17 protein-coding genes and 1 tRNA gene are annotated in these 20,277 nt (G+C 69.9%); 15 read left to right on the top strand and 3 right to left on the bottom strand.

All coding sequences use genetic code 11. The features are described 5' to 3' along the window. Positions 1-21: 21 nt before the first annotated feature. Complete coding sequence (locus MRBLWH11_RS01515) at positions 22-1,020, bottom strand: diacylglycerol kinase family protein (RefSeq protein ID WP_341946444.1); 999 nt, start codon at positions 1,018-1,020, stop codon at positions 22-24. A gap of 205 nt (positions 1,021-1,225) precedes the next feature. On the opposite strand from MRBLWH11_RS01515, the gene MRBLWH11_RS01510 reads away from it, so the two are divergent. The 14 genes from MRBLWH11_RS01510 to MRBLWH11_RS01445 all read left to right on the top strand — a co-directional run bounded on the left by MRBLWH11_RS01510 (position 1,226) and on the right by MRBLWH11_RS01445 (position 15,862). Then, on the top strand, positions 1,226-2,185 hold the full coding sequence (locus tag MRBLWH11_RS01510; protein ID WP_341946443.1) for a MetQ/NlpA family ABC transporter substrate-binding protein: 960 nt from the start codon (positions 1,226-1,228) through the stop codon (positions 2,183-2,185). Positions 2,186-2,229: 44 nt separating this feature from the next. Then, positions 2,230-3,255: a methionine ABC transporter ATP-binding protein gene (locus tag MRBLWH11_RS01505; RefSeq protein ID WP_341946442.1), complete on the top strand. Its 1,026-nt coding sequence runs from the start codon at positions 2,230-2,232 to the stop codon at positions 3,253-3,255. Then, positions 3,249-3,923, top strand: coding sequence for a methionine ABC transporter permease (locus MRBLWH11_RS01500; protein WP_116634214.1), 675 nt, complete (start codon positions 3,249-3,251; stop codon positions 3,921-3,923). Before MRBLWH11_RS01505 ends, MRBLWH11_RS01500 begins: the two co-directional genes overlap by 7 nt. After that, a complete protein-coding gene (locus MRBLWH11_RS01495) occupies positions 3,920-4,882 on the top strand; it encodes an FAD-dependent oxidoreductase (protein WP_341946441.1) in 963 nt (320 codons plus the stop codon). Before MRBLWH11_RS01500 ends, MRBLWH11_RS01495 begins: the two co-directional genes overlap by 4 nt. A 15-nt stretch (positions 4,883-4,897) precedes the next feature. After that, positions 4,898-6,091, top strand: a complete 1,194-nt coding sequence (locus tag MRBLWH11_RS01490) for a PLP-dependent aminotransferase family protein (protein ID WP_341946440.1) — start codon at positions 4,898-4,900, stop codon at positions 6,089-6,091. A 30-nt stretch (positions 6,092-6,121) separates the two neighbouring features. Continuing rightward, positions 6,122-7,438 carry a serine--tRNA ligase gene (gene serS / locus MRBLWH11_RS01485; RefSeq protein WP_341946439.1) on the top strand — a complete coding sequence of 439 codons (1,317 nt, stop codon included), beginning with the start codon at positions 6,122-6,124 and terminating at the stop codon, positions 7,436-7,438. After that, a complete protein-coding gene (locus MRBLWH11_RS01480; RefSeq protein ID WP_116634218.1) occupies positions 7,435-8,256 on the top strand; it encodes an HAD family hydrolase in 822 nt (273 codons plus the stop codon). Before serS ends, MRBLWH11_RS01480 begins: the two co-directional genes overlap by 4 nt. Before the next feature lie 42 nt (positions 8,257-8,298). Beyond that, positions 8,299-8,383: transfer RNA gene (locus tag MRBLWH11_RS01475), tRNA-Ser, on the top strand. Positions 8,384-8,408: 25 nt separating this feature from the next. Next, positions 8,409-9,632, top strand: coding sequence for an LCP family protein (locus tag MRBLWH11_RS01470; RefSeq protein WP_341946438.1), 1,224 nt, complete (start codon positions 8,409-8,411; stop codon positions 9,630-9,632). Between the two features lie 60 nt (positions 9,633-9,692). Beyond that, entirely contained in the window at positions 9,693-10,697 is a 1,005-nt protein-coding gene (locus tag MRBLWH11_RS01465; RefSeq protein ID WP_116634220.1) for a LacI family DNA-binding transcriptional regulator, read from the top strand. Positions 10,698-10,870: 173 nt separating this feature from the next. After that, on the top strand, positions 10,871-12,535 hold the full coding sequence (locus MRBLWH11_RS01460) for a glycoside hydrolase family 13 protein (RefSeq protein WP_341947873.1): 1,665 nt from the start codon (positions 10,871-10,873) through the stop codon (positions 12,533-12,535). Positions 12,536-12,578: 43 nt separating this feature from the next. Beyond that, a complete protein-coding gene (locus MRBLWH11_RS01455) occupies positions 12,579-13,949 on the top strand; it encodes an extracellular solute-binding protein (protein WP_341946437.1) in 1,371 nt (456 codons plus the stop codon). Between the two features lie 3 nt (positions 13,950-13,952). After that, positions 13,953-14,918 (top strand): sugar ABC transporter permease, encoded by a 966-nt coding sequence (locus tag MRBLWH11_RS01450; RefSeq protein WP_341946436.1) that lies wholly within the window; start codon positions 13,953-13,955, stop codon positions 14,916-14,918. Next, on the top strand, positions 14,915-15,862 hold the full coding sequence (locus MRBLWH11_RS01445) for a carbohydrate ABC transporter permease (RefSeq protein WP_341946435.1): 948 nt from the start codon (positions 14,915-14,917) through the stop codon (positions 15,860-15,862). The genes MRBLWH11_RS01450 and MRBLWH11_RS01445 overlap by 4 nt, the downstream gene beginning before the upstream one ends. Here MRBLWH11_RS01445 and MRBLWH11_RS01440 read toward each other — a convergent pair. Beyond that, complete coding sequence (locus MRBLWH11_RS01440) at positions 15,859-16,440, bottom strand: TetR/AcrR family transcriptional regulator (RefSeq protein WP_116634224.1); 582 nt, start codon at positions 16,438-16,440, stop codon at positions 15,859-15,861. The two genes, MRBLWH11_RS01445 and MRBLWH11_RS01440, sit on opposite strands and share 4 nt — an antisense overlap. A gap of 93 nt (positions 16,441-16,533) precedes the next feature. Between MRBLWH11_RS01440 and MRBLWH11_RS01435 the strand changes: the two genes are divergently transcribed. After that, positions 16,534-18,858 (top strand): glycoside hydrolase family 3 C-terminal domain-containing protein, encoded by a 2,325-nt coding sequence (locus tag MRBLWH11_RS01435; protein ID WP_341946434.1) that lies wholly within the window; start codon positions 16,534-16,536, stop codon positions 18,856-18,858. Positions 18,859-18,871: 13 nt separating this feature from the next. Here the strand turns inward: MRBLWH11_RS01435 and MRBLWH11_RS01430 are convergent, their stop codons facing one another. Beyond that, complete coding sequence (locus MRBLWH11_RS01430; protein ID WP_341946433.1) at positions 18,872-20,272, bottom strand: rhamnulokinase family protein; 1,401 nt, start codon at positions 20,270-20,272, stop codon at positions 18,872-18,874. Positions 20,273-20,277: the final 5 nt, after the last annotated feature.

Below are 20,277 nucleotides of genomic sequence, written 5' to 3'. Positions count from 1 at the left end.
GTGCCCGGCGCTCCGCCGGGCTCAGAGCATCGACACCGGGTGCCCGGCGGGCAGCGCGAGCAGCAGAGCGCCGGGGTCGGCCCGGCAGGTGATGCGCACCGCCTCGCCGAACTCGTCGCCGTCGAGCTCGACAGGAGTCGGACCGGGAGCCGCGGCCTCCGCCGCCGCTCCTCGGAAGTAGTGCACCGAGGCGTCTCTGCCGCGACGCTCCAGCACGCGGCGTCCGGCCCGGAAGCGTCGCAGGACCGAGTTGTCCCACCAGATCTTCCGCCAGACGCCGAGCCAGCCGAGCACGCCGGTGGGCTGGATGACGGCGACGTCGAGCGTGGCGTCGGTGATGGAGGCATCGGGGATCAGCGCGATGCCGGCCGGGAGCGTGCCGCAGTTCGCGAAGAGGATGCTGTGCACCTTCGTGGAGTGCAGGCGTCCGTCGTCGATCTGGTACACGGCCCGGAAGGGCCTGGCCCGCGGGAGCGACCGCGCCGCACCGTCGACGTAGGCGATCCAGCCCACGGACTTCTTGAGGTCGGAGCGCGTGTTCGCGATCATGTCGGCATCCAGGCCGATGCCGGCCAGCACCACGAAGGCGTGCTCCGACTCCTCACCGTTCGCGCGGCTCACGCGCGCCCAGCCGATGTCGATCGGATGCCGGAAGTCGCCGAGCGCCGCGCGGATCATCTCCGCGGGATCGCCGAGCGGGAGTCCGAGGTTGCGCGCCAGCAGGTTGCCGGTGCCGCTCGGCAGGATGGCCAGCGGCACACCCGTGTTCGCGATCGCCTCGGAGACCGCGCGCACGGTGCCGTCACCGCCCGCCACGAGCACGACGTCGACGCCGCGGGCCAACGCCTGCGCGGTCGCCGCCTGGCCGGCGTCCTCGACGGTCGTCGGATAGAAGGCCGGATGCTCCCACCCGGCCTCCCTCGACAGATCGCGCACCGCGGCGCGGAGTCGCTTGCCGTCGACCTTGATCGGGTTGTAGACGAGCGCCGCCTGTCGTCGGGCGGAATCGCTCGTGGTCATGGCGCTACTCTAATCCCGGCATCGGCCCCCTCTCTCCGGCGACGCAGGCCCCGTGTTTCCGTGCGTTACCTCCGGGATCGTGCGCTCCCTCGCCCCGCGGCTAACGTCGGAAGCCATCCCGCATCTCCCCGCGCCGCCGTCCCGATCGGCCGGCGCGGACGATGGACGCACTCCCGACGACCGGCCCACCTCGCAGGAGCACGACATGTCAGAGCAGAACCAGACCCAGAACGAGATCGACGCGCACCTCTCGAAGCAGAAGTCGCGCACGCGCCTGTGGCTGATCGGCGGGGCCGTCGCGGTCGTCGCGATCGCCGCCGCGTTCGTGATCCCGATCGTCGTGCAGAACTCCGCCCCCGAGGCCTCCGGCGACGGCGCGGAGGAGCTGATCCCCCTCACGATCGCCGACACCGCGCAGAGCGACTTCCAGGACGCCATCATCGAGGTCGGCAAGGAGAACGGGCTCGACCTCACCTTCGTGAACTTCGACGACCCCTACCTGCCGAACACCGCCCTCGTCGAAGGCGAGGTCGACGGTAACTCCTTCCAGCACGTCGCCTGGCTCAGCCAGTTCAACAAGGAGAACGGGTCGGACATCACGCCGGTCTTCTCGACCGTGATCTCGGCATGGGGACTGTTCTCGGACGATCTCGACTCCGCCGACGACATCCCGGCGGGTGCCAAGGTCGCCGTGCCCGACGACCCGGCGAACTTCTCCCGCGCCCTCTTCATCCTGCAGACGGCCGGTGTCATCGAGGTCGACGAGAACGCCGGCGTCTTCCCGACCGAGGAGGACATCACCTCGAACCCGCGCGGCATCGAGCTCGTGCGCATCGCCCACGAATCGGTGCAGACCAGCTACAGCGACCCGACCATCTCCGCCGTCGTGATCGCGACCGACGACTTCGACCCCGCGCTCGAGATCACCAGCGACGACGCCCTCGTGCTCGAGGACTCCTCGGCCACCACGTCGAGCCCGTACGTGATCGTGGTCGCGACGACCGCAGACCGCGCCGACGACCCGGCCTGGGCGCTGCTGGAGAAGACCTACCGCGACAAGCGCGTGGTCGCGGCCCTCGAAGAGGAGAAGCGCGGCGAGGCCACCATCGTCGAACTCCCCGTCGACGACCTCCGCAAGGCGCTCGCCGAGCTCGTCGCCCAGTAGTCCGCCACGGTGCGGAGCAGCCGCACGACCAGACCGAGGATCGAATGACAGAGCGCATCCAGCTCTCCGGGGTGTCGAAGGACTACCCCGCCCGAGGGAAGGGCGAGCCCGTCCGCGTGCTCCGCGATGTCGACATCACGGTGCATGCCGGAGAGGTCTACGGACTGATCGGGCGTTCCGGAGCGGGCAAGTCCACGCTGCTGCGCATGATCAACGGTCTCGAGGCTCCCACCGAGGGGCGCGTGCTGGTTGACGGTGTCGATGTGCACGCACTGCCGCCCGCCGAGCTGCGCACGCTGCGGCACGGCATCGGGATGGTGTTCCAGCAGTTCAACCTCTGGAACTCGCGCACGGTCTTCAGCAACATCGCCACGCCCCTCAAGCTCGCGGGCTGGAAGGACGACGAGATCTCGCGGCGCGTGGCCGAGCTGCTCGACTTCGTGGGGCTCGGCGGCAAGGCCTTCGCGCGTCCGCGGCAGCTCTCCGGCGGTCAGAAGCAGCGTGTGGGGATCGCCCGCGCGATCGCGGCGAAGCCGTCGGTGCTGTTGGCCGACGAGGCGACGAGCGCGCTCGATCCGCAGACGACGACCGAGATCGTCGACCTGCTCCGCTCGGTGAATCAGGAGTTCGGGATCACGATCGTCGTGGTGACGCACGAGATGGACGTGATGAGCCAGCTGGCCGACCGCGTCTCGATCCTCAGCGACGGCGACGTCGTCGAATCGGGAGACATCCACCAGATCCTCGCCCGGCCGCAGCATCCGGTCACCGCGAACCTGGTCGGCTCGTACACGCGCACGTTCCTCAGCGACGCGGAGCGCGCCGAGCTGGCATCGAGCTTCGCCGGTCGCCGCATCTCGGTGGCGATGGACGGCGCGGTCGCGGAAGGGCCGCTGCTCTCGTCGCTCGCCCGCATCCACGAGGTCGACTTCTCGATCATCCAGGGCGGCGTCGCGCGCGTGAAGAACCTGCCGTACGGGCAGCTCAGCCTCGCGCTCCATGGTGAGGACGCCGCCGTCGACCGGTTCGTGGCTGCGCTCTCGACCCGGACGGAGGTGACGACATGGTGAGCCTCGACGTCCTCGACCTCGACGTGGTGATCCCGAAGGTCGCCCGCGCGCTCGGCGAGACGCTCTTCATGGTCTCGGTCGCGTTCTTCCTCGCCTCGGTGATCGGCCTGATCCTCGGGATCTTCCTCTACGCCACGCGCCCGGGACAGCTGCTGCACAGCCGCATCGTGCACACGACCCTGAACATCGTCGTGAACACGCTGCGCCCGATCCCGTTCATCATCCTGCTCATCGCCCTGACGCCGCTCACCCGCGCCCTCATCGGCACCAGCATCGGGCCGGCTGCCGCGATCCTGCCGCTGACGATCGCGGCTTCCGTCGGCATCGCGCGCGTCGCCGAGTCGAATCTCGTCGCGGTCGATCCCGGTGTCATCGAGGCGGCCAAGGCCTTCGGAGCCTCGCCCCTGCACATCCTCTTCGGGTTCGTGGTGCGCGAGGCGTTCGGGCCGCTGCTCCTGTCGCTGACGTTCATCTTCGTCGCGCTGATCGACGCGACAGCCGTCGCCGGAGCGGTCGGCGGCGGCGGACTCGGAAACCTCGCCCTCACGTACGGATACCAGCGCTTCGACTACGCCGTCATGATCCTCATCATCATCGTGCTGATCGCCCTGGTGCAGCTGGTGCAGTTCATCGGCAACCGGATCGCCCGGCACTTCATCGACGGATGACGTCGACCGCGCGCCGTGATCACGCCGCCCTCGCACGCCTACGTGTCGTCGTCGTGGGGGCGGGCGTGGTCGGCGCGTGCGTCGCGGCGCGGATCGCCGAGCGCGGAGCGGATGTCGTCCTGCTCGCCGCCGAGCCGGCCGGGAGCACGGAAGCCTCACGAGCGAGCTTCGCCTGGGTGAACGACCACGGCAAGGAACCGGCGTCGTACCGGCGGTTGAATGCCGACGGTCGGCGTCGGCACGCCGAGCGCTCCGCCGCACACGACATCCCGTGGTTCATCCGCACGGGAGCCGAGATCGACGGCGTCGTGTATCCCGATGACGGCTACGTCGACACGGAGGCATTCCTCGCGGCGCAGCTCGCCGATCTTCGCAGCGCCGGCGGCACGGTGCGTGATGCGACGCCTGTGGCCTCGCTGGAGCACCTGCGCGGCCTCGTCGGCCCGGCGGACCTGATCGTCGTGGCGGCCGGCACCGGCACCGCTGCGCTGGTCGCGGCGGTGTCTCCGCGGGTGCAGCGGCTGTCGTCCTCGGCCGGCGACGACGGCTTCCTTGCACGGATCGAGGTCGATGGGCATCCGATCGACCGCATCCGCTCCGTGGCCGGGCTCCAGGTGCGCCCCGACGGCGACGGGCGGATCGCCGCGCAGAGCCTGCGCATCGAAGCCGATCTGCGGGATGCCGGCGTCACGGCATCCGTCGACACGGTCTGGCCGGCCCTGCGCGACGAGATCGAGCACGCGCTCGGGTGGCGACTCCCCGCCGCGGCGCGCGTGCGCGTCGACCACGCGGCGCGCCCGCACGCCGCCGACGGGATGCCGCTCGTCGGCGCCGTCGCGGATGATGTGTATGTGGCCCTCACGCACAGCGGCGTCACGCTCGCCCCCCTGCTCGGCGAGCTGATCGCTCGAGACCTCGACGGCGACGCCGATCCCCGGCTCGTCCCCTTCCGCCCCTGAACCGATCGGACCCCCATGACCGACCTCGCCCCGACTCCGAGCGCCCTGCTGGCCGGGCTCCCTGCGCGCCAGGGCTTCGGCGATGCGACGCTCATCCGGCTCGCACCGGGCTCGATCGATCTCGGCGGCGGAAACCCGGCCACGGATCTGCTTCCCCTGGACATCTATCGCGACGCGTTCCGCGCCGTGACCGAGAGCGCGGATTTCGCGCCGCTCCTCAAGTACACGCCCGCCCCGGGCCTGCCGCAGCTGCGCGCGGCGATCGCCGCGCGCGAGGGCGTGTCCGCCGACCGGATCCTCGTGACGAACGGCGGAGCGCACGGCCTCGCCCTCGCCGTGCTCAGCACGCTCGATCCGGGAGACCTGATCGTCGTCGACGACCCGGTGTATCCGCTCTTCCTCCGTGTGCTCGACCTGATCGGCGTCGAGGTCGCCCCCGTCGCGGTGGGACCGGACGGCATCGACGTGGACGAGCTCGAGCGGCGCCTCCGTGCCGGGCTCCGCCCCAAGGCGCTGTTCACCGTCCCGACGTTCCAGAACCCGTCCGGAGTCACGCTGAGCGCCGAGAAGGAAGCCGCACTCGTCGCCCTCGCCGAGAAGTACGGGTTCACGATCATCGCCGACGACCCCTACCGTGCCATCTCGTTCCCCGGCGTCGCGGTGCCCGACCGTCGCGCGTTCCGCGCGTCCGATCGGGTGATCGCGGTGAACACGTTCTCGAAGACGCTCGGGCCCGGACTGCGTCTCGGCTGGATCGTGCTCGCGGCCGGGCTTTCGGAGCGCGTCACCCGCCTGCGCAACCGGCTCGACGGCCAGACCAGCGGCATCCTTCAGGCCGTCGTCGAGCGGATGCTGGGCGACGAGCGACTGGACGCTTCGATCACCGCGGCGGGCGCGGGGTACGCCCGCAAGGCCCAGGTGCTGGTCACGGCGCTGCGGACGGAGTTCGGCGACGCGGTCGAGGTGGCGGAGCCGCAGGGCGGGTTCTTCGCGTGGGCGCGTCTCGGCTGTGACCTCGACTTCGCGCAGCTCTTCGAGGCCGCACAGGACCGCGGCGTCACTTACCAGCGGGGCGAGTGGTTCGCGGCTGAGGGTGAGGGCTTCCGTGGGTTCGCTCGTCTGTCGTTCTCGGAGGTGAGCGAGCAGGACCTGACCGAGGGCGTGGCACGTCTCGCTCAGGCGTGGCGGGAGCTCACCGGGCGCGGCTGACGCCCCCGGCACGCGCTCTAGACTTGGTGGATGATCGACCTCGCACTCCTCCGCGACCAGCCGGAGATCGTCCGCCGTTCGCAGGCCGCCCGTGGAAACGACCAGGGCACCGTCGACATCGCACTCGAGGCCGACCGATCGCGTCGTGCCGCGTTGACGACGTTCGAGGAGCTGCGCGCCGAGCAGAACGCGTTCGGCAAGCAGGTCGCGAAGGCGCCGAAGGACGAGAAGGCGGCTCTCGTCGCCCAGGCCAAGGAGCTCGCCGACCGCGTCAAGCAGGCGCAGCAGGCGGCGAACGAGGCATCGGAGGCGGCGGCGGCGGCGCTCGCCCGGATCGAGAACGTCGTGATCGACGGCGTCCCGGCGGGCGGCGAGGCCGACTTCGTCGAGCTGCGCCGCGTCGGCGACGTGCCCGCCTTCGACTTCGAGCCCCGTGATCACCTCGAGCTCGGCGAGCTCCTCGGGGCGATCGACATGGAACGCGGCGCGAAGGTGTCGGGTGCGCGCTTCTACTTCCTCCGCGGCATCGGCGCGCGCCTCGAGATCGCCCTCATGAACCTCGCCCTCGACAAGGCGCTGCAGAACGGCTTCGTGCCGCTGATCACGCCGACCCTCGTGCGGCCGGAGATCATGCAGGGAACCGGCTTCCTCGGCGAGCACGCCGACGAGGTCTACCACCTCGACAAGGACGACGACCTGTACCTCGTCGGCACCAGCGAGGTCGCGCTCGCCGGGTACCACAAGGACGAGATCGTCGATCTGACGGACGGCGCCCTCCGCTACGCCGGCTGGTCCACCTGCTACCGCCGCGAGGCCGGCTCGCACGGCAAGGACACCCGCGGCATCATCCGGGTCCACCAGTTCAACAAGCTCGAGATGTTCGTCTACACGAACCCCGACGACGCGGAGGCCGAGCACCTCCGCCTCGTCGCGCTGCAGGAGGAGATGCTCACCTCGCTCGGCCTCGCCTACCGCGTGATCGACGTCGCGGCCGGCGATCTGGGGTCGAGCGCCGCACGCAAGTACGACATCGAGGCCTGGGTTCCGACCCAGGGGGCGTTCCGCGAGCTCACGTCGACCTCGAACTGCACGACCTTCCAGGCGCGCCGGCTGGACGTGCGTCACCGGCCCGCCCCTTCGACGGGCTCGGGGACCCAGGGTGCAGCGGAGGGGGCTGCGAAGACGCAGCACGTGGCCACGCTCAACGGCACCCTCGCCACCACGCGCTGGATCGTCGCTTTGCTCGAGACCCACCAGCAGGCCGACGGATCGGTGCGCGTGCCCGAGGTGCTGCGCCCGTACCTCGGCGGACTCGACGTGATCCGCCCGCAGGGATCCACCTCATGAGCGAACCCTGGCTCGTCGGCCTCGACGTCGACGGCACGATCCTGCTGCAGGACGAGACGATGAGTCCCGGTGTGCCCGAGGCGGTCGCCCGTGTGCGGGAGGCGGGGCACGAGGTCACCATCGCCACCGGCCGCAGCTGGATGGCGACGCGACGCTATGTCGAGGAGCTCGGCCTGACGGCGGAGTACGTGGTCTGCTCGAACGGCGCCGTGACCATGCGCCGCGTCGACGGGGAGTGGGAGCGCTGGAAGATCGAGACCTTCGATCCGCGGCCGGTCCTCGCGCTGCTGCAGGAGCGCCTGCCGGACGCGCGATACATGGTCGAGCTCGCCTCCGCGCAGCGTCTCTACACCGCGCAGCTCGACGACTGGACCCTCGACGGCGGCCGCCAGGTCGACTTCGACGAGCTGGGAGCCGAGCCGGTCTCGCGCATCGTCGTCGTCTCGCCGGGCCACGACGAGGAGGACTTCCACCGGCTGGTGGCGGATGCCGGGCTCAACGAGGTCTCCTACGCGATCGGCTGGACCGCGTGGCTCGACATCGCCCCGCAGGGCGTCGACAAGGGCACCGCCCTGGAGCAGGTGCGCACCGCGCTCGGCGTCGACGGCAGTCGCGTGCTCGTGGCCGGCGACGGCCGCAACGACATCGGCATGTTCGGCTGGGCGCGGTCCCACGGAGGCCGTGCGGTGGCGATGGGGCAGGCTCCGGACGAGGTGAAGGATGCCGCGAGCGAGGTCACGGACGACGTGGCCGATGGCGGCCTGGCGACGGCTCTCGACACGCTTCCAGCACCCGCCCAGGTCGACGCGTCAGAATAGAACTCGGCTAGACTCACGCGTTGTCGGCAGATTCGTCTGTCGGGAGGGTTGTCCGAGCGGCCGATGGAGCTGGTCTTGAAAACCAGTGGGCAGAGATGTCTCGTGGGTTCGAATCCCACACCCTCCGCATACTGAACCCCGAAAGGCCACGAGTGAGCGAGAACTCCCGACGGCGTCGCACCATCGCGCGACACGGTCAGCAGCGCACCCCGGGGGCAGTCGGGCAGCTGTTGAAGTTCCTCGCCATCGGCCTCGCCGTGGTGCTCGTCAGCGGTTTCGGCGTCGGCGCGTACATCCTCTACGACTTCTCCAGCACGGTCTCCGCCAACGCGGTCGACCTCGAGGGGCAGGAGCAGCTCCCGCCGGACATCGGAGAGTACAAAGAGGGGTTCAACCTCGTCCTCACCGGTGTCGACACGTGCGAGGAGAAGTACAAGGACCTCTTCGGCGATCGCTGCACCGGTGCGGATTCCGAAGGCACGCTCAACGACGTGAACCTCCTGGTCCACGTCTCGCAGGAGCCTCGTCGCATCACCGTCGTCAGCTTCCCCCGCGACCTGATGGTCCCGATCCCGGAGTGCACCGACCCCGAGGGTGAAGTGCACTCGGGCATGAGCAAGCAGCCGCTCAACGTCGCCTACACCGACGCCGGGCTGAACTGCGTCGCCAAGACGATCTCCGCGCTCACCGGGCAGGAGATCCAGTTCGCTGCCTCGGTCACCTTCGGCGGCGTGATCGAGATCACGAACGCGATCGGCGGCGTCGAGGTCTGCCTCGCCAGCCCGATCGACGACGTCTACACCGGCCTCGACATGGAGGCGGGAACGCACTACCTGCAGGGCCTGCAGGCGCTGCAGTTCCTCCGCACCCGCCACGGCGTCGGCGACGGCAGCGACCTCGGACGCATCGGCAACCAGCAGCAGTACATGTCGAGCCTTGCTCGCGCGCTGATCAGCGGCGAGACGCTCGGCAACGTGCCGGTCATGCTGAAGCTCGCGAACATCGGTCTCAACAACCTCGAGACCAGCACCTCGCTCGCCGACCCGATGAAGATCGTGCAGATCGCCCTGGCCGTGAAGTCGGTGCCGTTCGAGGACATCGTCTTCCTGCAGTACCCGACCGTCGGCGACAGCGACGATCCGAACAAGGTCGTGCCGAACGAGCAGGCGGCGAGCGTCATGTGGGAAGCCATCGCGGCGAACGCGCAGCTGCAGATCACGCACCAGAACACCAGCAACGACGGTGTGGTCGTGCAGGACCCGGCGGTCCCGGTCGAAGGCGCGACACCGGACCCGACGGTGGTCCAGCTCCCCGACACGATCAAGGGCAACTCCGCCGCGCAGCAGACCTGCTCGAACGGCAACGTCCGCGAATAGCATCCTCCGCGCTTGCAGCGCGTTTGCGCGATCCTGCAAGAACTTGCGTACACTGACCCCATGTCGAAGCGACTCGCCGAGGTGGCGCGCAAGGTCGGTGTGAGCGAGGCCACGGTCAGCCGCGTGCTGAACGACAAGCCGGGCGTCTCGAGTGCGACGCGCCAGGCGGTGCTGACCGCTCTCGACGTGCTCGGCTACGAGCGGCCGACGAAGCTGCGGGGCGAGCGTGCGCGACTGGTCGGCCTCGTGCTGCCCGAGCTGCAGAATCCGATCTTCCCGGCTTTCGCCGAGATCGTCGGCGGCGCCCTGACGCAGAACGGGTACACGCCCCTGCTGTGCACGCAGAACGCGGGCGGCGTCACCGAGTCGGACTACATCGACCTGCTCCTCGCCCAGCAGGTGTCCGGAGTGATCTTCCTCGGCGGCAACTACACGCAGGCGGATGCCGCGCACCAGCACTACGAGAGGCTGCGTCAGGTCAACCTGCCGACCGTGCTGGTCAACGCCCGCGTCCCCGAGCTGCAGTTCGCTACGGTCTCCACCGATGATGCCGCCGCCGCCGAGCAGGCCGTGCTCCACGTGCACCAGCTGGGGCACCGGCGGATCGGCCTCCTGCTCGGCCCGGGCGATCATGTGCCGTCGCAGCGGAAGCTCGACGCCGCGCGCCGACTGCTCGAGCGACTCGGCACCCCGCTCTCCGACGACCTCGTCGTCCGCGGCATGTACTCCCTCGAATCGGGGCAGGCCGGGGCTGCACGCCTCCTCGAGGCCGGGGCGACCGCGATCGTCTGCGCGAGTGATCCGATGGCGCTCGGTGCCGTGCGCGCGGCCCGCCGCGCGGGCTTCTCGGTCCCCGGAGATGTGAGCGTGGTCGGCTTCGACGACTCCGCCCTGATGAGCTGCACCGAACCGCCCCTGACGACGGTGCGTCAGCCGATCGAGTCCATGGGGCGGGCGGTGATCGCCCTCCTCCTCGCGCAGATCGCCGGCACGGCTCAGCCGATCGACGAGCTCCTCTTCGAGCCCGAGCTCGTCCTCCGGGCGTCGACGGGGCCTCTGGCCTGACCCTTCGGGATCCGGTCGGCCCGCCGCCGACTTTCATGCGGTCCGCAAGAATCGCAAAATTGCGACAAATTGTTTAGTTCTTGCGTCAAACGTGAGGTAAAGCTACATTCGGGACATCGCCACCGACGACGAGGAGTTCCGTGGACACCGATGTTCTGCGCAGCACCGCCCCCGTGCCTGCACGCACCGCCACCCTGCCGGCGGATGAGGGATGGTGGCGCACGGCCGTGATCTACCAGGTCTACGTGCGCAGCTTCGCGGACGGGAACGGCGACGGTGTCGGCGACCTCGCCGGAGTCCGCGCGCGCCTCGGGTACCTCAAGAGCCTCGGCGTCGATGCTCTCTGGTTCAACCCCTGGTACCGGAGCCCGCTGGCCGACGGCGGATACGACGTGCAGGACTACCGCGACATCGACCCGCGGTTCGGCACGCTGGAGGAGGCGGAGCAGCTCATCGCCGAGGCCCTCGCGCTCGGCATCCGCACGATCATCGACATCGTCCCCAATCACATCTCCGATCAGCACGAGTGGTTCCAGCGTGCACTGGCCGCGGGCCCGGGGAGTCCCGAGCGGGAGCGCTTCTGGTTCCATCCCGGGCGTGGGGAGAACGGCGACGGCATCCCCACCAACTGGGTCTCCAGTTTCCAGGGCGAGACCTGGACGCGCACGCGGAACCCCGACGGCACGCCCGGTGAGTGGTACCTGCACCTGTTCACGCCCGAGCAGCCGGACCTCAACTGGAACCACCCCGACGTGAGGCGCGAGCACGAGGACATCCTGCGCTTCTGGTTCGACCGCGGGGTCGCCGGCGTGCGCATCGACTCCGCCGCGCTGCCGGTCAAGGACGCGGCCCTCCCGGATCTGCCTCCCGGGAGCGCGCCGGCGATCGGGCATCCGCACATCGATCGCGACGAGCTGCACGACATCTACCGGGACTGGCGCGCCGTCGCCGACGAGTACGAGGGCGAGCGGGTGCTCGTGGGGGAGGTGTGGCTCGAAGACGCCGAGCGCTTCGCCCGCTACCTGCGCCCCGGCGAGATGCACACCGCTTTCAACTTCGGCTTCATGACGCAGCCGTGGAGCGCGCAGGCCATGCGCGACTCGATCACCCGCACGCTCGCCGAGCATGCGCCCGTGGGCGCCCCGGCCACCTGGGTGCTGTCCAACCACGACGTCACCCGCCCGGCGACGCGCTACGGCCGGGCCGACTCCTCGTTCGCCTTCGATCGCAAGCGCTTCGGGACTCCGACCGATGCCGCGCGCGGGCGGGAGCGGGCGCGCGCCGCCGCGCTGCTCGTGGCAGCCCTCCCCGGCAGCCTCTACATCTATCAGGGCGATGAGCTGGGACTTCCGGAGGTGGAGCTGCCGCTCGACGCGATCGAGGATCCCATGCACTTCCGCTCCGGCGGGGTCGACCCGGGTCGGGACGGATGCCGCGTGCCGCTGCCCTGGTCCGGCACCGCGACCCCCTACGGGTTCGGCGGGACGCCCTGGCTCCCGCAACCGGGGGACTGGGCGCCCCTCAGCGTCGACGCGCAGGAGCACGACCCGGCATCCACGCTGAATCTGTACCGCGCCGCGATCGCGCTGCGCCGCGACGTCGAGGACCTCGCCGAAGGCGGCTTCTCGTGGCTGGAGCTCGGCGCCGACGTGCTGGCCTTCCGGCGGGGCGACGGGGTGCTCAGCATCACGAACCTCGGTCCGACGCCGGTGCCGCTGCCCGCGCACCACGAGGTCCTCCTCGCCAGCACGCCGCTCGACGGCGCGCTGCCGCCAGACTCCACGGCCTGGCTCGCCCTGCGCCCGCTGCCGGAGCGCGCCGGCGGAGCGCACCACTGAACCCTGCACGACCCGATCAGCAAATCACATGGAAGGAAAGACGATGAAGTCACCGAAGAGGACCCTGGTCGCCGGCGTCGCCGTGCTGGCCACGGTCACCGCTCTCGCCGGCTGCTCCGCAGGCGGAGACGAGGGCAGCGCGAGCGGCAAGACCGAGCTGCGCGTCGCGACGTTCCCGCCCGGCGCCGATGCCGCGGCCTACGACGCGTTCGCGGCACAGGAGAAGCAGTTCGAGAAGGAGCACCCCGACATCGACATCATCGGGGTCGAGTACGAGTGGGAGGGTCCGACCTTCGCCGTGCAGCTCGCCGGCGGCAGCCTGCCCGACGTCTTCACCGTGCCGTTCACCGACTCCAAGACGCTCCTCGAGAACGGGCAGCTCATGGACGTCACCGATGCCATCGACGAGCTCGGGTACACCGATCGGTTCAACCCGATCATCCTCGACGGCGTCACGGGCGACGACGGCAAGCTCTACGGGTTCCCGCGCCAGGCCTACGCCGCGGCACTCCACTACAACCGCGATCTGTTCGAGCAGGCGGGTCTCGACCCCGACAACCCGCCGCAGACGTGGGACGAGATCCGCGAGGCCGCGAAGGCGATCACGGACGCCACCGGCAAGGCCGGCTACGCGCAGATGGCGATCAACAACACCGGCGGCTGGCAGCTCACCTCGCAGACCGTCGCCCGCGGCGGACGCACGCAGACCGACAACGGCGACGGCACGGCGGAGTCGACCATCGACAACGATGCGACGAAGGCAGCGCTCCAGTTCCTGCATGACCTGAAGTGGACGGACGGCTCCTTCGGATCGAAGGTCGACCTCGACTGGGGCACGATCAACCAGGAGTTCGCCGCCGGCAACATCGGCATGTACACGTCGGGCTCCGACATCTACACGGCCCTGGTGCGCGACTTCGGCATGGACTCCGCGATCTACGGCATGACGGTGGTCCCCCTCGAGGGCGACGACCCCGGCACCCTCGGCGGTGGGGACATCGCCGTGATGAGCCCGACCATCGACGAGACGACCAAGGCGGCCGGCGTCGAGTGGATCGACTGGTACTACATGCAGAAGCTCATGGACAAGGACGCCGCGGTGCTCGACGCCAAGACGCTCGACGAGTCGGGTCAGGCGGTCGGCACGCCGCTGCTGCCGGTGCTCAGTCGTGAGCTCTATGACGAGTCGCAGGAATGGATCGCGGACTACATCAACGTCCCCGTCGACCAGATGAAGCCGTTCAGCGAGCGGATCTGGGACCAGACGCCGGTCGGCGAGCCGAAGGTGAAGACCCAGGAGGTCTACTCGCTTCTCGACTCGGTCGTACAGACCGTGCTCACGGACCAGAACGCCGACATCGACGCTCTCCTCGCTCAGGTGCAGACCGAGGCGCAGGCGAAGCTCGACGAGTAGTCGATGACGATGACGCTCTCCGAACAGCGGGCGGCGGTGGAGGATTCTCCGCCGCCCGCTGCGCGCCGACCCCGCCGCCGCTCACCGCTCACCTGGTATCGCGGCGGCGGGCTGGCGAACCTCGTGTTCGTCCTGCCGATGCTGTTCGTGTTCGTGTTCTTCTCCTGGTCGCCGATCGTGCAGTCCGTGATCATGAGCCTGCAGAAGACGAACCTGATCGTCGCGGAATGGGTCGGCTTCGACAACTACCTCGCGGTGATCGGCGACCCCGAGCTCGGTCGGGCCGTGATCAACACGCTCTGGTTCGCGGTGCTCGCGCTGCTCTTCGGGTTCCCGCTGCCGCTGCTGATTGCGGTGCTGATGAGCGAGGTCCGCCGCGGCAAGGGTCTCTACTCCGCCCTCGCTTATCTCCCGGTCGTCATCCCGCCGGTCGTCGCCGTGCTGCTGTGGAAGTTCTTCTACAGCGCCGATCCGTCGGGCGTCTTCAACACCGTGCTCGGCTGGGTGGGCATCCCGCCGCAGCCGTGGATCCAGGATGCCGTGCAGGCGATGCCGTCCCTCGTGCTCGAAGCCACCTGGGCCGGGGCCGGCGGCTCGATCATCATCTACCTCGCCGCTCTGCTGGGCGTCCCACCCGAGCTCTACGACGCGGCTGAGGTCGACGGCGCCGGCATCTGGAAGAAGGTCTGGCACGTCACGCTGCCGCAGCTGCGCGGCATCCTCTTCATCATGCTGATCCTGCAGGTCATCGCGACCGCGCAGGTGTTCCTCGAGCCGTTCCTGTTCACCGGCGGCGGTCCTGCCGGCGCGACGAAGACCGTGCTGCTGTACATCTACGACAAGGCCTTCCGGAACAGCCTGGGCGGCGACTACGGCGAGGCGACCGCGGTCTCGGTGCTGCTCGCGATCGTGCTGGCCGTCCTCTCCTGGCTGTACTTCAAGCTGACCGACCGATGGAGCACGACATGAGCCTCACGACCCGCCTCTCGACGCGCGCGGCGGAGCGAGCCGCCGAACGCGCCGCCGACCGGGTGGGGGATCGCACCGTGATCTCCGACTCGGAGCGCCGGCGCCCCGGCATCCGCGTCGGGATGTCGATCACGCACGTGTTCCTCGCAGTCGGGCTGGTGGTCGCCGGACTCGGGCCGATCCTGTGGCTCGCGAAGTCGGCGGTGACGCCCACGCAGGACACCCTGCAGCAGCCCTTCGCGCTCTGGCCGAACGGCATCGACTGGGCGAACCTTCAGGCGGCGTGGAACGACATCCACATCGACCAGTACTTCCTGAACACGGTCGTCATCGCGCTCGGCGCCTGGTTCGTGCAGCTGTTCATCGCGACGACCGCGGGCTACGCGCTGTCCGTGCTGCAGCCGCGGTACGCGCCGCTGCTGAACGCGCTCGTGCTCGCCACGCTGTTCATCCCCGGCATCGTGCTGCTGGTGCCGCTGTACCTGACGATCGTGCATCCGCCGCTGCTGGGCGACGTGAGCCTGCTCAACAACTACCTCGCGGTGTGGCTGCCGATGGGGGCGAACGCCTTCAACATCCTGCTCGTGAAGCGGTTCTTCGACTCGCTGCCTCGCGAGGTCTTCGAGGCCGCCCGCACGGACGGCGCGGGCCCGTTCCGCCTGTTCTGGTCGATCGTGCTGCCGATGTCGAAGCCGATCCTCGGCGTCGTGTCGGTGTTCGCGATCATCGCCGCGTGGAAGGACTACCTCTGGCCGATGCTGGTGCTGCCCGACCCCGCCGTGCAGCCGCTGTCGGTGCGGCTTCCCGCCGTGCAGTCGCAGACCGAGCTCGACGTCTTCCTCGCCGCGCTCGCGATCGCCACGCTCATCCCGATCGCGATGTTCCTGATCTTCCAGTCCGTGTTCCTGCGCTCGGCAGGACTCGGGGGAGCGGTGAAGGGCTAGTCGCCGCGCGCGGGCGACGGGGCCAGCGCGTCGATCAGCGCGGCCATGATGCCGGGCATGTCGACCGTCGGGTCGATCATCCACTGCAGCTGCAGGCCGTCCGATGCCGCCTGGATGATCCGCGCCAGGGTGTCGGGGTCGAGGGCCGGACGCTGGTCGTCGTTCGTGAAGCTCTCGGCGATGCTCGAGCGCAGCCGCTCGCTGCGCTCGAGGAAGTAGTCGTGCGCAGGATGAGCGGGGTCGGCGGCATCCACCGCGAGTCGTGAGAACAGGGCGACCAGGCCGGGCACCTGCGTGTTGTGGCGGATGACCTCGAGGAAGCCGTCCCTCGCCCCCTCCGCGTCGAGGAAGGCGGGATCGAGGCCGTCGTGCTCGTCGCGCTTGCGCAGCACCGCGGTGAAGAGCTCCTCCTTCGAGCCGAAGTAGTGCAGGAGGGCGGCGGGAGTCACACCGACGACTTCGGCGATCTCCTTGAGAGACGCGTTCTGGTATCCCTTCCGGCCGATGACGTCGAGCGCGCTCTCGAGGATCTCCTCGCGTCGCGCGACGCCCTTCGCGTAAGAACCTCGGACAGCCATGAGTCGAGACTAATCCTGAATGACGTTTGGAATCTAATACTGAAGCGCATATAGTTTTCGCACGGACACCGCCGTCGCTGCGAAAGGAAGACCATGACCGAGATCTCGGCCTCCGACCTGACCCTCGAGGAGAAGGCGTCGCTGACCAGCGGCGCGGACTTCTGGACCACGAAAGCGGTCGATCGGGCCGGCATCCGCTCGGTGATGATGACCGACGGCCCGCACGGCCTCCGCAAGCAGATGGGCGGCACGGATCACCTGGGTCTCGCCAGCAGCGTTCCGGCGACCTGCTTCCCGCCCGCCGTCGGCATCGGTTCGTCGTGGGATCCGGAGCTCATCGAGCGGGTCGGCGCGGCGATCGGCGTCGAGGCCGCGATCGAAGACGTCGCGGTCGTGCTCGGACCCGGGATCAACATCAAGCGGTCGCCGCTGTGCGGGCGCAACTTCGAGTACTTCTCCGAGGATCCGATCGTCTCGGGCGTGCTCGGCGCCGCCTCCGTGCGCGGCGTGCAGTCGCAGGGCGTCGGCACGTCGCTCAAGCACTTCGCCGCGAACAACCAGGAGTTCGACCGGATGCGTGCGAGCTCCGACGTCGATCCTCGTCCGCTGCGCGAGATCTACCTGCGCGGCTTCGAGCGGGTCGTGAAGGATGCCGCGCCGTGGACGGTCATGTGCTCGTACAACAAGCTCAACGGCGTCTGGACCTCGGAGGACCCGTGGCTGCTCACGAGCGTGCTGCGCGAGGACTGGGGCTTCGACGGGCTCGTCGTCTCGGACTGGGGCGCCGTCAACGACCGCGTCGCCGGCGTCGCCGCGGGGCTCGACCTCGAGATGCCGGCATCCGGCGGACGCACCGACGCGCAGCTCGTCGCGGCCGTGCGCGCCGGGACGCTCGATGAGAGCGTGCTCGACACCGCCGCCGCCCGCATCGTCGACCTCGTGCGCAAGGCGGGTGAGCGCCCCGTCGTCGATGGTCCGCTCGACGTCGACGCCCATCATGCTCTCGCCCGCGAGGCGGCCGGTCGGTCGATCGTGCTCCTCAAGAACGAGGCCCTTCGCGCGGTTGCCGAGCCTGTCGAAGGGCAGGGGCCCATCCTGCCGCTCGCGCCGACGCAGCGGATCGCGGTCATCGGCGCCTTCGCGACGGAGCCCCGCTTCCAGGGCGCCGGTTCCTCGCTGATCAACCCCACCCGCGTCGACACGGCGCTCGACGCGCTGCGAGCCGTCGGCGGCGACCTCGTGTCCTACGCTCCGGGCTTCGCCGTCGAGGGCGGTGCGATCGCGGCATCCGGTCGTCCGGCGGACGAGCTGCGGGCCGAGGCCGTCGCGGTGGCTGCCGCCGCCGAGGTGGCCGTGGTCTTCCTCGGCCTGCCCGCAGCGGAGGAATCCGAGGGCTTCGATCGCGAGCACATCGACCTTCCCGCCGACCAGCTCGTCCTGCTCGATGCCGTGGTCGAGGCGAACCCGCACACGGTGGTCGTCCTGTCCAACGGCGGCGTGGTCGCCCTGCCCTTCGCCGACCGCGTGCCCGCGATCGTGGAGAGCTGGCTGCTCGGCCAGGCGGGAGGCAGCGCCGTCGCCGACGTGCTCTACGGTGCCGTCAACCCCTCGGGGAAGCTCACCGAGACGATTCCGGTGCGCCTGGCGGACAACCCCTCCTTCGGCAACTTCCCCGGTGAGTTCGGGCACGTCCGCTACGGCGAGGGCCTGCTCGTCGGCTACCGCTGGTATGACGCGAAGGGGCTCGACGTGACGTTCCCCTTCGGTCACGGGCTGTCCTACACGACCTTCGCCTACGGCAGCACGACCGCCGAGGTCGGCCCCGACGGCGACATCGTCGTGCACCTCGAGGTGACGAACACGGGTGCCCGCGACGGACGCGAGGTCGTGCAGGTGTACGTCGCGCCGGTCCGGTCGATCGTGCAGCGCGCGCCGCGCGAGCTCAAGGCCTTCGCCTCTGTGGAGCTCGCCGCCGGAGAGACCAGGACCGTCGAGCTCGTGGTGCGCCGCCAGGACCTCGCGTACTGGGACGTGCGCGTGGATCGGTGGATCGTCGAGGGCGGCGAGTACACCGTCGATGTCGCCGCATCCAGCCGCGACATCCGCGCGACGGTCTCGGCGCAGGTCGAGGGGGACGAGATCCTCCTCCCGCTCACGCTGAACTCCTCGGTCGGAGACGTCCTGGCGCACCCGATCGCCGGGCCGATCGTCATGGGCGCCCTCGGCGGCTTCCTCGGCGAGCTGTCCGGTGCCGACTCCTCGGCGGCGTCGATGATGCCGAACGACGAGGCGATGGAGAAGATGATGGCCTCGTTCCCGATCGGCCGACTCATCGGCTTCCCCGGCGTCGACGTCTCGCACGAGCAGGTCGAGCAGCTGCTCGCGGCCGCGAACGCGGGTGGTTCCGTCCCGGCGTGACCGATGGCTCCCGCTACCCGCGCGGTTCGAAGCGCGTGGGGGCGTGGGTCGCCGCGACCAGCGCGCGCAGATCCTCCAGCGTCGAAGGTGCGGCGTCGAGCGCGCGCGCCTGCACCAGTACGTTGCCGAGAGCGGTCGCCTCGACGGGGCCGGCCAGCACGGGGAGGCCCGTGCGGTCGGCCGTCGCCTGGCAGAGCAGGCGGTTGAGCGACCCGCCGCCGACGAGGTGGATGCTGTCGATCTCGCGTCCGGCGAGAGCGGATGCCGTCTGCACGGCCTCCGCGAACGCCGCCGCGATCGACTCGACGATGCTCCGCGCGAAGCCCGCTCTCGACGACGGAGCGTCCGCGCCCAGAAGGGCCGCGATACGGGTCGGCATGTCGCCCGGCGCGCTGAGCGACGGGTCGTTCGCATCGAACAGCGGCACGTCCTCGTCGACGGCGGATGCCGCGGCCAGCAGCTCCGGCAGGTCGACGGGTGTGCCGTCCTCGGCCTCCCAGGCGCGCACCGTCTCGCTGAGCAGCCAGAGCCCGGTGACGTTGTGCAGGAACCGGTAGCGGCCATCGACGCCGAGCTCGTGCGTGAAGTTCGCGTCGCGCGCGGCATCCGTCAGCACCGGGTCGGTCAGCTCCAGACCCACGAGGCCCCAGGTGCCGCACGAGATGTACGCCGCCGAGGGCGTGGCCATCGGCACCGCTGCGACCGCGGAGGCGGTGTCGTGCGAGCCGACGGCGATGACCGGCAGTCGGGCGCCGATGCGCTCGACCAGCTCGGGGCGGAGTTCGCCGACCACCGTGCCGGGGTCGACGAGATCCGGCAGCAGGGCGGCGGGGATGCCCAGCCGATCTGCGAGCTCGGTGTCCCACTCCCCGCTCCCGACGCGCAGCAACCCTGTCGTCGAGGCGTTGGTGCGCTCGGCGACGCGCGCGCCGGTGAGGAGGAAGGCGAGGAGATCCGGGATGAGCAGCGCCGTGTCGGCGTCGTCGAGGCGCGTGTCGACGCGGTACTGGTACAGGGTGTTGAACGGCAGGAACTGCAGGCCGTTGCGACCGTAGAGCTCGGCGAAGGGGGCGATCGCGTGCACCTCCTCGACGCCGCGCCTCGTCCGCTCATCCCGGTAGTGGAAGGGCTCGGCGAGCAGCTCGCCGTGCGCGAGGAGTCCGTAGTCGACGGCCCACGAGTCGATGCCGATGCTCTCGATCGCCGGCTCCCGTCGGACCGCCTGCGCCAGCCCCTCGACCACGTGCTCGTACAGCGCCGCGAAGTCCCAGTGCAGGCCGTCCTCGCGTTCGACGGGGCCGTTGGGGAAGCGGGAGACGAGCTCGAGCTCGAGCACGCCGTCGCCGACGCGCCCGATCATGACCCGACCGCTGGTCGCCCCGAGATCGACGGCCGCGACGGCGCGCAGGGTCATGACGT

Origin of the sequence: Microbacterium sp. LWH11-1.2 (assembly GCF_038397745.1) — a bacterium.
Classification (GTDB): Bacteria; Actinomycetota; Actinomycetes; order Actinomycetales; family Microbacteriaceae; genus Microbacterium.
This window is presented reverse-complemented; position numbering and strand designations above follow the sequence as displayed.